General features: G+C 40.1%; 11 protein-coding genes. 4 read left to right on the top strand and 7 right to left on the bottom strand.

Translation table 11 applies throughout. The annotated features are described in order from the left end of the window. Positions 1-78: 78 nt before the first annotated feature. From ABMQ40_RS05740 to ABMQ40_RS05730, 3 genes are all read left to right on the top strand, one after another. Positions 79-849, top strand: a complete 771-nt coding sequence (locus ABMQ40_RS05740; RefSeq protein WP_370897456.1) for a hypothetical protein — start codon at positions 79-81, stop codon at positions 847-849. A gap of 3 nt (positions 850-852) precedes the next feature. Continuing rightward, positions 853-1,398, top strand: coding sequence for a hypothetical protein (locus ABMQ40_RS05735; RefSeq protein WP_370897454.1), 546 nt, complete (start codon positions 853-855; stop codon positions 1,396-1,398). Positions 1,399-1,667: 269 nt separating this feature from the next. Beyond that, positions 1,668-3,914: a zinc-dependent metalloprotease gene (locus ABMQ40_RS05730; RefSeq protein ID WP_370897452.1), complete on the top strand. Its 2,247-nt coding sequence runs from the start codon at positions 1,668-1,670 to the stop codon at positions 3,912-3,914. A 130-nt stretch (positions 3,915-4,044) separates the two neighbouring features. Here ABMQ40_RS05730 and ABMQ40_RS05725 read toward each other — a convergent pair whose 3' ends face one another. From ABMQ40_RS05725 to ABMQ40_RS05695, 7 genes are all read right to left on the bottom strand, one after another. Continuing rightward, positions 4,045-6,753 carry a hypothetical protein gene (locus tag ABMQ40_RS05725; protein WP_370897450.1) on the bottom strand — a complete coding sequence of 903 codons (2,709 nt, stop codon included), beginning with the start codon at positions 6,751-6,753 and terminating at the stop codon, positions 4,045-4,047. 28 nt (positions 6,754-6,781) lie between these two features. Next, the gene (locus ABMQ40_RS05720; RefSeq protein WP_370897448.1) at positions 6,782-7,759 is read right to left on the bottom strand and encodes a hypothetical protein; all 978 of its coding nucleotides are present in this window, start codon (positions 7,757-7,759) and stop codon (positions 6,782-6,784) included. Further along, positions 7,756-8,169 (bottom strand): hypothetical protein, encoded by a 414-nt coding sequence (locus ABMQ40_RS05715; RefSeq protein ID WP_370897446.1) that lies wholly within the window; start codon positions 8,167-8,169, stop codon positions 7,756-7,758. The genes ABMQ40_RS05720 and ABMQ40_RS05715 overlap by 4 nt, the downstream gene beginning before the upstream one ends. Positions 8,170-8,291: 122 nt before the next feature. Further along, positions 8,292-9,092 (bottom strand): TorF family putative porin, encoded by an 801-nt coding sequence (locus ABMQ40_RS05710; protein ID WP_370897444.1) that lies wholly within the window; start codon positions 9,090-9,092, stop codon positions 8,292-8,294. Between the two features lie 16 nt (positions 9,093-9,108). Beyond that, positions 9,109-9,840, bottom strand: a complete 732-nt coding sequence (locus tag ABMQ40_RS05705; protein WP_370897442.1) for an MIP/aquaporin family protein — start codon at positions 9,838-9,840, stop codon at positions 9,109-9,111. Positions 9,841-9,872: 32 nt separating this feature from the next. Next, positions 9,873-11,369, bottom strand: a complete 1,497-nt coding sequence (gene glpK / locus ABMQ40_RS05700; protein WP_370897440.1) for a glycerol kinase GlpK — start codon at positions 11,367-11,369, stop codon at positions 9,873-9,875. A gap of 7 nt (positions 11,370-11,376) precedes the next feature. Next, positions 11,377-12,981, bottom strand: coding sequence for a glycerol-3-phosphate dehydrogenase/oxidase (locus ABMQ40_RS05695; RefSeq protein ID WP_370897438.1), 1,605 nt, complete (start codon positions 12,979-12,981; stop codon positions 11,377-11,379). A gap of 111 nt (positions 12,982-13,092) precedes the next feature. On the opposite strand from ABMQ40_RS05695, the gene ABMQ40_RS05690 reads away from it, so the two are divergent. Further along, on the top strand, positions 13,093-13,857 hold the full coding sequence (locus ABMQ40_RS05690; protein WP_370897436.1) for a DeoR/GlpR family DNA-binding transcription regulator: 765 nt from the start codon (positions 13,093-13,095) through the stop codon (positions 13,855-13,857). The last annotated feature ends 46 nt before the right edge of the window (positions 13,858-13,903 follow it).

The raw sequence follows: 13,903 nt of genomic DNA, 5'->3' as shown, positions 1-13,903 counted from the left end.
TAACTTAATTTTCTTTTTTGGAGAATTGTGTGGTTTTGATTTTTTTATTTTCTTTGCGCAACTAAAAAAATTAAAACCATGAAAAAACTACTAGTTTTACTTTCAATTTCGTGTTCAATAATTTTTTCTTGCGAAAATGATATTGATGTTAAGTCTGATTCAAACATCGAAACTTTACAGAAAAAAACAGTAACCGGAGCCAGCGCTTCTAAATTAATGAGTGTAGGAGAGCAGCATAACTATTATCTGGATGAGCTGTACAATCATCTTAAAAGTCAGAGTGATTTAAGCTTGTCAAACATTGATCAGTATTCTCACGATTATTTTTCTACCATTGAATTTGGTGAAGAAGCAAGTAAGCAATATAATTTCGTAAAGAGTCAGGGTAGTTATGCATCCCAGTTTAGTGATGACTTTAATGCAGAGATTCAAAATTTCCGTACTGTACTTGAGAATTCAGATTTTAAAGATATGGAAGAGTTTAAATCCTTTGCTGATAATTATTCTGTAAAGTATATCGAAAGTGATAATGACTTGACTGCATGGAAATATTACAAAGATGTATTCGTAAGCTCTTTTGAATATTGGTCTGTAAATATTGAAAACTGGTATGAGCTTATACCAAGCAGCGATACTACAGGAAAAGGATATCCTATTTGCCAGATTTATGTATCTTGGTGGAAGCGTGCTTTTTGTAATGTAATTAATTTTGTAGGAATGGATGCTGCCGCTGCTGCCGGTAATGTATTGGGTTCTTTAATCACCGGTAACCCGATTGTAATAGGGGTAGTTGCTGTAGCTGCTTTAGGAGGTTCTGCAAATTCAGTAATAAACAATTTAGGCGAGTAAACTATGAAATGCTTCGGATTTTTATTATTTCTATATAGCCTTTTTAATGCCCAGAACATTGAATTTAATAGAGTTGATGGGCATTCAGCCAATGCTACGATTGGAAATAAAAGTCTGAAAGCCTTTTACAGAAATAAAGATTTTGATCTTGAAAGTGAAAATTTGATCTTCAAAGATTTAAAGGTTTATCCCGGTAAATTGAACTCCCCGGAAATTGCCAGATATGGTGTGGATAAACTTATTGATTCTTCGGGAATATCATATTCTTTTAAAATTGATAAAAAAAATAAGAAGGTAACGGTCTTTGATGAAAACAAGAATACTGTAATTGAAGCCGATCTTATTTTTGATCCCGAAAATCCTGAAGTACTTAAAGAAATAAATCTTGTCAAAAATTCTAACCCTTCTGAATTGTTAAATGCCTGGATTACATTGGCAACCATGAATCGATTATATGGCAATAAAAATAATGAGTTCTTAAAAGGCTTATTTAAAAGTGCCGTTTTTGGTGCAACTGTAGGAGTCATAAATGGTGTAACTACCAAATAGATATAAATAGAAATAAATAAAAAAAGGAATCATTTGATTCCTTTTTTTATTTTTTAAACTTAACTACATAATAAATCAGAACTTATACAATATGAAGAATGGCTACAAAGCTGGCAAAAAATAAATCATAAACCTGATTATATATTATAAAAATCATGATATTTTCTATATAATGGAAAATAAATATGCAAATATGTTAAAAAAGTGAATAATAAGTGTATTTTCTTTATGGTATTTAAATAAATATTAAATTTGATTAAAAAATATTAATGAGAAGAAAATTATTGTTTCTAGGATTTGTGGTTGCCGCTTCTATGGCAAATGCACAGTGGAGTGAGGCAGAGCCCACTCAGAAAATTATCAGGAAAAGTGACCATTCAAAGTATTACAGACTTGATATTGATCAGATCAGAACCCAGCTATTAAGGGCTCAGAAAGTGGGAGGAACTTCAGTTAGTATAAAAATTCCAACACTGGATGGAAAAGTTGAGAGATTTGCTGTCAACAGCTTTCCGGTGATGGATGAAGAGCTGGCAGGACAATATCACTTGGGATCTTATGTAGGGGTAGGGATTGATGATCCTTCCAAATACATCAGATTCAGTGTTGCTCCAAATGATTTCCAATCCATGATCATTAGCCCTGATGGCAAATATGAATTTATAGAACCTGCAACTGCTGATAAATCTTATTATTCCGTACACGGGAAGACTAATAAAAGCGGACATGCATTTGTATGTAATACAAAAGAGGATAAAGAGGCTGTTGCTAAAATGCAAAAGCTGATGAATTCTGGAGTTGCAGCAAAATCAAGCAACAAAACTTTTCATACCCTTAGATTGGCAATATCAGTTACCGGAGAATATACAGCATTCTTTGGAGGGGTTGCGGGAGCTCTTACGCAAATTAACGCAACGTTGTCAAGAGTAAATGGAGTATTAGAAAAAGAATTCAATGTACATGTCAATGCAATTAATGCACCGGCATTAATATTTTCAGATGCTAATAATGACCCTTACAGTAATTCAAATTTAATGTGTAAATGGAATTATGAACTGATGAATACATTACACGGAGGAGCTTATGGTGTTACAGATGCAGATTTTGATATCGGACATTTATTTGGAGCAACAGGTGGTGGTGGTAGTGCTGGCTGTATTGGCTGTATAGGAAGTAATGATGTGTCTACAGTTAATAATCCTGATTGCCTAAATCTACCTACTCCAGAAAATTATAAAGGTAGTGGATATACATCACCGGGAATTGACTATTATGCCAGTGGGACTTGGAATCCAATCAGTACTGTTCAGCTACCCCCTAGTGGAGACGCTTTTGATATTGACTTTGTAACACACGAGATAGGGCATCAGCTTGGTAATTCTCACACCTATAGTTTTTTTGAAGACTTTTTGAATCAGGAGGTTGAGCCTGGTTCAGGATCTACAATTATGGGCTATGCAGGAATTACCGGTCCAGATACAGATGTTCAAAAACATTCTGATGTTTATTTTCATAGTGTAAGTATTGATCAGGTGCAGACAAATCTTGCAACAGTAACTGCTGATGTAGAAACACCTATTGCCAACAATCCTCCGGTTATAACTGCAATGAATACGACATATACTATTCCAAGATCTACACCATTTGTACTAACGGCATCAGCAACAGATCCGGAAGGAGATGCTCTGACTTATTGTTGGGAGCAAGTCAATTCCAGTGACTTATCAAGCGGTGTAACTAAAGCGCTTATTGGAAATACAACATCCGGAGCCAATTTCAGATCATGGTCTCCAACATCCAGCCCTACAAGATATTTCCCTAAATTGGCAACCGTTTTAGGAGGTTCCGTGAAAAATACAACGGATTTTGAAGCTGCAAGTACTGTGGCGAGAACAACTAATTTCCGCGTAACGGTAAGAGATAACAAACCTGGCGGGCAGGCTCAGACAGCTTATGCTACTCAGACTGTTGTAATAGGATCGGCAGCTCCGTTCACCGTGAATACGACATCCCTTACCCCAGGTGTTAATTCTACGATTGAATGGACGGTTTCCGGAACTACCGCTTCACCTTATAACGTAGCGAATGTTAAAATAGATTACACTTTTGATAACGGAGCAACCTGGACAGAGCTGGCGGCATCTGTTCCTAATACCGGTACGGCAAGTGTTTTCATTCCCGCATCTTTAGCAGGGAAAAACGGACATCTGCGGGTTTCGGCTATCGGTAATGTATTCTATGCTGTGAAGCAGGCAACCGTTAGTGTTTTAGGGACTGGTGAAGCTGGAAATGTAAAAACCGTTCAGATTTATCCTAATCCTGTTGATGATATCCTGAATGTCACTGAAGTTTCTGCCAAAGCAACTTACGAAATTCATAATGCTCCGGGACAATTGATTACCAGGGGTGTGATCGGAGATGGTAAAATTGTTGTCAGAGATCTCGTTAAAGGGATTTATTTTATTACTATAGATAATAATGGAACGGTTATCAAAAACAAGTTCGTTAAAAAATAATACTTAAATTTTATGACGTTAAGAGGCTGTCTCACTTTTGCGGGACAGCCTCTTTTTTATTACACTCCGGTCAGGATTTTATAGGTGGATCACCTGGGATGCAGCCGGGAATCTTCAGCTTACTGATATATTACCGCTTCATGAAATAATTAAAATAAGAACAACTGCCCATTAAGTTTTTTGCCGTTTCGGTATTTGCATATTGTGTTTTCAGCTGGGCAAAATAAGTTCTGAACCTTTGGTTCCTGATATCATCAAGCTGCTTTTGATAAGCATCCGTCTTTTCCGTCCATTTCGGGTCTGAATAATCAATATTAGAAGGGTTTTTAGCCTCATACTGATAATATTTTCCTTGTTCCGCACTTGCCATCTGAAAAAGGATTCTTGCTTTTTGTTCCCTATTTGCCGTTCGCTCCAGAGCTTTTTTGTAATAGGCTATGGCCAGGTCAAAATTATCAGGCTCAATATATGAGGTATCAAGAAAATTCTTATAATAATATTGATAAGGGTTTTTCTTATCCGTATTCCAGAAATCATATTTTCCTCCGTTACTGTTATCTACATCCATCACAAAGATGTGTCTGTAATAGCCGAGAATAGAAGTATTATACAGCAGGTTGCCAATCAGCTGATTAGCCTTGGCTGCTTTTCCGTCTTTTCCCTGGGCTATCTTTTTAAGCTGGATAAGAGCATCAGCCAATTCCAGCTTATTCATATCAGATTTAATGAAAGGAAACTGAGAATAATCTTCCGGCTCCATGCTTATGGAAGCGTCACTTTCGAAGCTTTCCCAGACGTTATGACCAAAAACTAAGCTGGAGATGTTCCTGAAACCATTGTATTCGGTAGGTCCGTATTGGTGGGGAACCTTAGGATTTTCATTGGAGACCCAATCATAATTCAACCTTGGGATCCCAACAAACCCCTGTGCCTTTTGGTAATAAGATCTCGCTTTTTCAAAATCTCCTGTCTTCATGGCACGATCTCCATAGATGACATTAAAAAAAGCATCTATATTCCCCACATCATCCATGTTTTTGGCAATGATCTCCTGCTCGAACCTGGTTTTTCCGGGTTTTCTGTAAAAATCCTCAATGCTTTTCACCAGACTGGAATTCGGATTATACTGAAGGTCGGAAAGTCTATTGTTCATTAAAAAAGATTTAGCATCTTCGCCCTGAAGGAAATAACGGTTGGCCAGGACATCTTTTAAGAAGTTGGCGGTAGTGGGGACAGCATTGTAGTAATCATCACCGGTGATGCTGTCTTTTTCAGGTTTCCTTTCAATAAAATATTCACTGTAATCCTTCATCAGATGATCTTCATATTCCGCAGTGATTTTCGGTTGGGAAACCACATCATTCAGAACTTTCATTCTTTTGATCTCTTCAAGATACTCCGGGTTGCTGGTTTTGATGCCGTCCAGGATCTCTGTGCTTGCCTTATAGTCCTTCTTCAAAAATTTTAAATAAGCATCTGCGATCTGCCAGAATTCATCCTTTGATTTTTCTTTTGTTTTTTCTGTGAACTTTTCCAGGTCATTCAGGAAATCAGTTGATTTGTCATTCCAATAATAGCTGTTATTCCGGGTATAAAAGGGAATCCGGTTGGGATTATTCAAAAGGTCATCATCGCTCTGGTCTGTTGTACCGGCATGCTCAGACTGACCCTGTTCAGAGCCTCCAAAAAGTTTTTTGAAGAATCTTATTATTTTTTGCCAGAAACTAAGCTCCTTTTCTTTTACCTGTGGGGCTTCTGATTTGGATGAATCCATAGCCGGATGGTCCTTCTGTGATGCGGTAGCGGCGTTATCGTTGGAAGCGTAATAGTAATCGGGCAGGTAGCTTCTTTCAAGCTCATTAATGCTTCTTGCGGCCATTACCTTCAGGATCTCGGAATCGGGATTGATCTCATACATTTTTTCCATTAAAGGGATAGGGTTGGTGAAGTCTTCATACCCTAGCAGGAAATAGGCCATGTTCTTCTCTTCATTATTCTCTGCTCTTTTCAGGATATTATTAAAGGAGGCGGTATCCGAAAGTTTCATCGATACAAATGCGGATTCCTTACGGCTTTTGCTGTGCATAAAAACCTGGAAGAAATTCCAGTTGGCATCGCTGCCCATTTCCAGGCCCCGCTGTGCCCCGGCCAGCTGATCAAGAGCCATAAAATAAGGAGCTCCTTTTAATTTTATAGGCTCAACATAAGCTTTAAAAGCCTGGAGGGCCGTATCATAGTTTCTCGTATAATGGTTGAAACGGACAAGCTGATATCCGTAGCGTTGTTTGATCTCAGGGTTTTTAGCGGCGTTATATAAGGATGTCAGAGCAGCAATTGTCTTATGGTAATCCAGGCTGGTCGCATTTTTATCTGACGGATTTTCCCTGTAATAAAATGAATCGGGGCTTTCCACAAAATTAATCCTCATATAGGGTTCGAGGTATTTGGCTTCAATCAGATAGTCGATGCCTTCGCGATATTTCTGATAAAATCCGGTTCCCAGCTTTTTCAGTAAGGGATTGCCTGTATTGCCTCTTTTCAATTCATTCAGGTCATTCATGCTCACCTTATTCACCAGATAATCTGTTTCAGCATAGCTCAGTTGGTTGTTGAAAAACTTTTTCCATGCCTCAATATTCTCATCGGGTATCTGGGACGGCTTATAATCCGTAAAAAACCTGGTAGAATAGCTGTGAAGAAACGGGAGATAAGATTTATCCCTTATAATGGTCTGGGTAAAAAGGTTGAAATAATCATAATCCGGATCAGCCCAGGCGCAGGCCCCGAGTTTTGAGTAAAACAGGGATACAGCGGCCAGTGAAATAATATATTTTTTCATATCAGTTTTGTTTGGTAATCACAAAGTATTACAGATTAAGATTTTGCCCGGTTACAAATTTACTGTCTAATTGATAATAAATGATATTGAACCGGCGTATTTTTTTATTTAGGAAACTAATGACATCTTTTAGCTGATCCTCGGTTATTTCTTCAACCTTTATTCTGAACCCTTTGTTTAGGTAATTTCCGAAATAGAAGCCGTCTTTCATAATGATGGCCTCATTCCTGGATATTCTTTTGAAAGCCGGGTTTTCGAGGTCCTTTTCAGATAAGGCATTGATTAATCTGTGTTTTCCTAGATGGTTGGTAACAATTCCCCAGGAATAAACAGGCAGTGCCACTTCAATGTTCCTGATAGGATACCCTTCAAGCCCGGAAAGGTAACTTTTCAGAATATTGATGTCAAGTATAGAGTTTTTGTCCGAATCTTCCAGGGGAGAGGAAGTAGAATAGCACATCAGGTATACCTTTTCCACCGACGGGATCCCGGCAGATACCTTATCTCTTACCTGGTGAAGCCTGAGCGTGCAGGTAATCTCTTTACCAGAGACGGCTTTCAGCTCTTTTAAAAATTTAAAATAATCATCACGGGTTCCGGCTGTCCAGTCACAATCGATCTGAGTCTCATGACTTACATTAAAACGGTATTCATCAATTTTTTTTTCAATCAGATCATTAACGCTTTTAGCGAGAAATCTGATCTCATGTTCGGAGATATTGAGAAAGGTCCGGTTGGTAATAAAGACGACAGGAACAATTTGTTTCCCGGTCTGAAAGCTTTTATCTTTTGTAATGACGGCGACAGGCTGAAATTTTCCCGCCGTTTTATCAACATCGAAAAAACGTGTATATAAAAAAGGAACACTGCCCTTTTCCAAAGCTTTTTTTTCTTCATCCTGTAAAGACAGTCTGGTTTTCCAGTAGTAGAATGTATACGGATGTTTTTCATTCCTGTTACAGGAGATAAAAATAAAAAAAATAAGCAGGGTATTCAGGATCCTCATGGGTAAAGAGCGCTTTCACAGGAACAATTCTGATTTCCTGCCTCAAAGGCAGCACAACAGTCTTCAGATCTCTTTACATTCCCTTTGTCGTCAGTAAGAAAAATCTTTTCCTGATCAAACTTTACATAGAATGTTTCATTATAAGTTGTAAAATGAACTTTCATGACCTTTGGGTTATATTTTCCGGCATTGACCTCTTCTCTGGTTTCTTCTCCGCTGGGCTGGTTGACCTGAACAAACCCGAAATAAACATCTCCGTTTTCTTTAGCATCCAGATAATATGCAGGAGTTCCGGAGCCGCTTGCGCCCCGTTCAATATTGAAATCTCTTTTCCCGGTAAACGGTACTTTGGATTGCGCCGAAGACAGGATACCAATGCCCAGGACCATCAGACTCAAAATCTTGCTCATATCTTTTTTCTCAAAATTAAAACTATTTTGACAAACATATATCCGTAAAATCCCTGTAATTTCAAAAAGGTCAAACAAAAAGCCATTCCTTTGGAATGGCTGAAGTACGGCCGTCGGTATTTTTAAAATACGGTTGCCGCAAGCTGTATCCTGGCAAATTGGTTTGAAGGATTCCACATGGCTGTCATAGATACGGGAAGACTGTAATGTTCGGAGAACCTTAATGACTTGCTTGCTTTTATTCCTACATTCACGATATCAAAGCTGCTTTTGCCGTTTCCATAAAGAAAGTTTTTGTCATTTAAGGCAAATCCCGCTCCTAAAAAGGCATCAAGATTTACTTTCTTATTTGCCATTACAGGATAGCTTGCCTGAACATAGGTGGAATATTTATTCCTTTTATAGCTTCCGTCCGGATTTAATACCACTTCACCCGCGTTGGCGCCTCCATAGAGCATTATATCCGCTTCGATGTTGATCGGGAATGAAGGTCCAAAAGTGTAATTGGTTCTTAGGTCAATAATGTGGGTGGTCCTTCGGTTGGAATAATTGAAAATATTCTCTGACGCTACTTCAGTATTAATGTTTCTCGAGTTGAACAGATCCCATAGCCCTATGTAAAACCGTCCGTCGGAATATTGGATATAATAATTAATCTCTTTGTAATGAGTGTCGTCTTTATCGTCTGTCATGGAAGATGCTCCCCATATACCAATTTTCCATTTTTTATCCTTATCCAGGGCGTAGGAGAGGTTTCCCATTACAACAGGCTTATCTGTGATGATCAGACCTCTCCAGAGATGATTGGTCTGAATGTTGGCTGTGAAATCTAATCTGCCGTTATCACGGGTTTCTGTATTTTCCTGGGCAAAAAGATTCCCTGTGCCCAGTAATGCTAGGCAAATGATCAGTAATTTTTTCATCTGTAATTATTTTGTGTTAATTTAAAGCACCGTACAGAAGGGCGGCCAAAACGGCTCCTAATATTGGGCCTGTGACCGGGATCCATGAATAGCTCCAGTCACTGTTGCCTTTTACCGGAAGAATGGAATGCATTATTCTTGGCCCCAGGTCTCGGGCAGGATTGATGGCGTACCCTGTGGTTCCTCCTAAAGATAGGCCGATTGCCCAGACCAATAAGGTAACGGGAAGGGCACCTACAGTTCCCAATCCTATTTTTGCATCCGGATCATTATTTAAGGAAATACTGGGATCTGCAAAGTGAAAGATTACAAATACAAGGACAAAAGTTCCTATCGTTTCACTGATGAGATTTGATACAGGCTTTCTGATCGCCGGACCCGTACTGAAGCAGGCGAGTTTGGCCCCTTCATCCCCGGTGATGGCAAAATGATCTTTATTGAAAAGCCATACCAGAAAAGCACCAAGCATTGCACCCAACATCTGGGCTGCGATGTATGAAGGGACCAGATTCCAGGCAAACTTTCCTGCTACCGCCAGACCTATGGTTACTGCAGGGTTTAAATGGGCGCCGCTGATGGGGGCGGAAACTGTAACACCCACGAAAACTGCCAGCGCCCAGGCTGTGGTAATAACAATCCATCCGGAGCTATTTCCTTTGGTACCTTTTAGAACAACGTTGGCAACCACGCCGTTTCCTAATAGTATAAGAAGCATCGTCCCAATTACTTCTGCTATAAATGGAGTCATAATTTTAATTTTGTATGTGTTTTTATGAATGATTAATCTTCTATCCAATGCTGAGACCGGATTACCGCTTTATTCCATAAATGGATCATTTTATCTGCTTTTTCCTTTTCAAGCTGTGGATGAAAATCTTTGTCTATAATCCACTGGGACTGTATTTCATCAATATTTTTCCAGTATCCCACGGCAAGGCCGGCAAGATAGGCAGCTCCCAGGGCTGTGGTCTCCAGGGTTTTAGGTCTTGTGATCTTAAAGCCGAAAAGATCGGACTGTATCTGCATCAATAAATCACTTGCGGAGGCACCCCCGTCAACTCTCAGTTCCAGGCTGTTGGTGCCGGAATCCGCTTCCATGGCCTTTACAATATCATATACCTGAAAAGCAATGCCTTCCAGTGTAGCTCTTGCAATATGGGCATTTGTAGTTCCACGGGTGATTCCTACAATGGTCCCACGGGAATACTGATCCCAATAAGGAGCTCCCAGACCCGTAAGGGCAGGGACGAAATAAACGCCACCGTTATCTTCAACGGATTTAGCCAGATTGTTCACTTCTTCTGCCGTATTGATGATTTTAAGGCCATCCCTCAGCCATTGGATGGCTGCTCCGCCCACAAATACGCTGCCTTCCAGAGCGTAATTAACCTCTCCATTGATCTTCCAGGCAACAGTTGTTAAAAGATTATTTTTTGATGAGACGGCTTCTTTCCCCGTGTTCATTAAGAGGAAGCATCCTGTTCCGTAAGTATTTTTTACCATCCCGGGAGTGGTGCACATCTGTCCGAATAAAGCCGCCTGCTGGTCTCCTGCAATGCCGGCAATGGGGATTTTTGTTGAAAATAAGGTAGTGGCTGTCTCGCCATAGATTTCACTGCTTTGCTTTACCTCCGGGAGGATGCTTTCCGGGATATTGAATAATTTCAGAAGATCATCATCCCAATTCAGGGTATGGATGTTTAAAAGCATGGTCCTGCTTGCATTGGAAACATCCGTGATGAACATTTTTCCCCGGGTGAGTTTCCAGACCAGCCAGGTATCTACTGTACCGAAGCAAAGCTTTCCGGCCTCGGCCTTTTCCCTTGCTCCTTTTACGTTGTCCAGTATCCATTTCAGCTTGGTGGCTGAAAAATAAGCATCCAGAACAAGGCCGGTTTTTTCTTTGATCATCTCCGCATGTCCCTGTTCTTTCAGTTCATCGCAATATTTTGAAGTTCTCCGGTCTTGCCAGACAATGGCATTGTACACCGGTTCTCCTGTTTCACGGTCCCAGACCACAGTAGTTTCCCGTTGATTGGTGATTCCTATTGCAGCGACCTCCCTTCCGGAAATACCTGCTTTCGCAATAATCTCAGCAGCTACCGAAATCTGGGAAGACCAGATTTCATTAGGATTGTGCTCCACCCATCCGGGGGTAGGGAATATCTGTTCAAAACTTTTTTGGGAAATATATTCAATTTCTCCACTTTGATTAAATAAGATGGCTCTTGATGAGGTGGTGCCCTGGTCCAGAGCGAGTATTAATTTTTCACTCATGCTTTTTTTACATATTATTATTTAGACTGTTTTTAGGAGAATAGGGAGTTAATAAGTATCCTTCCGCCAGTTTGATGAATTCTTTTTCCTGCTCATTTGTCCATTCTTGAGAGTAGCCTTTTTCTTTGGCTATGATCAAGGCGATTTTACGGGCACTGTCTATGGCTGCACGGGCATCTAAAAATAAAAGACGGACCCTTCTTGCCAGAATATCTTCTATGGTTTCGGCCATCTCGTTACGGATGGCCCAGATGGCTTCTGCAATGGTGAAAGGGTGGTCCGGATGTATCTTTTCCGTGTACTCAGGGTTATTTTCCTGAAGAGCTTTTATAGCCGGGATATCAGATCCGTAAACATACAGGTGATTGCTTCTGTCCACCTGTTCCGGATTCATGTTTCCGTGGATCGAAAGATTCTCGGTTTTGGAAGTGGTATTTCCTAACCGGTGAATCTTCATGGCTTCGTTGATCGTATCTTCTGCCATTTTACGATAAGTTGTCCATTTGCCTCCGATGATTGAGACCAGCCCCGTTTCCGAAGTGATCACCTTATGGCTTCTGGAAACTTCTTTTGTGCTTTTGCTTCCGTCTTTCGGTGCAGCAAGTGGGCGTAATCCTGCGAAAACAGATTTTACATCTTCGCGGGTTGGTTTTTTGGCCAGATATTGTCTTGCCGTATTCAGTACGAAGCTGATTTCGGCCTCTAAGGCGTGGGGCTCAAAGCTGGGCTCTTCCAAAAGGGTATCCGTGGTCCCCACTAAAGCCCTGTCATGCCAGGGAACAACAAACAGAACCCTTCCGTCGGATGTCTTTGGGATCATGATGGCATCATCGCTCTTTAAGAAGGACTTATCTAAAACCAGATGGATTCCCTGGCTTGGAACCACGAATTTCCCATGTTTGGGATTGTTCATGTTCAGGATTTCATTGGTGAAAACCCCGGTAGCATTGATAACCACTTTTGAATAAATCTTATATCGGGTTTTTGAAAACTGGTCTTCCGCAACAACTCCGGTTATTTTACCGGAATCGTTTTTCAGGAGATTGACTACTTTTAAATAATTAATAGCGCTTCCCCCCTTTTTTATGATTGTCTGCGCCAGATTGATGGCCAGCCTTGCATCGTCAAACTGCCCGTCCTGATAAACCACTCCGCTGGCTAGGTTTTTTTGTTCTATTGTTGGAAGTTTAGCGATTGTTTTTGATCTGCTGATATATTTCGTCTTACCCAGGCTTAATTTTCCTGCGAGGAAATCGTAGACGGATAATCCTATTTTGTAATAGATTCCGCCCCACCAGGTGTAATTGGGGATGATAAAAGACTGGTTTTTTACGATATGTGCGGCATTTTTTGCCAATAGACCTCTTTCTTTCAGTGCTTCTCTTACCAGCCCTATATCTCCCTGGGCCAGGTACCTCACTCCACCGTGCACAAGCTTTGTACTTCTGCTGGAGGTGGCTTTTGCGAAATCATGAGATTCCAGCAATAACGTCCTGAATCCCCTGCTTACCGCATCCAATGCTGAACCTAAACCACTCGCACCCCCGCCTATAACAATGAAATCCCATTCTTTGACGGAGGTTAATTTGCTGAGTTCTTCGTTTCGTTTCATGTTTCTTTATATTTCGTTTCAAATGTATAAATTATAAATGAAACTAAAAAAGAAAACAAATGAAATTTTTCAAGTTCAGATAAAAGTGTTATTTTTGGTGAAATGAATAAAATGGAAAAGTTATTACCACGGCACACAGATATATTAAATGAACTGGATGAGAAAAATTATGTTCTGGTTCAGGATTTGTGTGAAAAATTTAACGTTTCATCGGTTACGATCCGAAAGGATTTGAACTATCTCGAAAGTTTAGGGTTACTTTTTCGTAATCATGGGGGAGCAAGTAGGCATGTGAGATATGCTTACGAAAAGAATGTGGATGAGAAAGAAAACATTAATGTGGAGGCGAAACAGGCCATTGCCAGGGCTGCATTATCATTGATCCAGGAAAATGACTGTATTATTCTGGCTTCAGGAACTACCATACATTATCTGGCCAGAATGTTGGTGAATTTCGGCCCGCTCACGGTTCTGACTTCTTCTTTGAGAGTGGCTATCGAGCTTTGCAATAATCCAAATATTAATATTATACAATTGGGCGGCGAGGTGAGAAAAAGTTCTACTTCTATTGTGGGCTCCATTTCCGAAACTATTCTCAAGCAGTTCTCATGCAATAAGCTATTTCTCGGAGTAGGCGGTATCGATATGGATTTCGGCATAAGTACGTCCAATGCTGCGGAGGCTCATCTGAATCAATTGATGATCGAATGTTCTGATAAGGTAGTGATTCTTGCCGATTCTTCCAAACTTAACAAGAAAGGTTTTGGTAAGATTGCTTCTCTGGATCAGATTGACTATCTGGTGACGGACAAAAGCATTCCGGAGGAAGATAAAAATAAGCTGGAGGAAGCGGGGGTAAGTGTGATCACGAAATAATTCATAAAAGACAACTTTAATTTAAAATCATCTAAATAATTAAAAA

Origin of the sequence: Chryseobacterium gossypii (genome assembly GCF_041361455.1) — a bacterium.
Classification (GTDB): domain Bacteria; phylum Bacteroidota; class Bacteroidia; order Flavobacteriales; family Weeksellaceae; genus Chryseobacterium; species Chryseobacterium gossypii.
The sequence above is the reverse complement of the archived record's forward strand: the minus strand, read 5'-3'. Positions and strand labels throughout refer to the sequence as shown.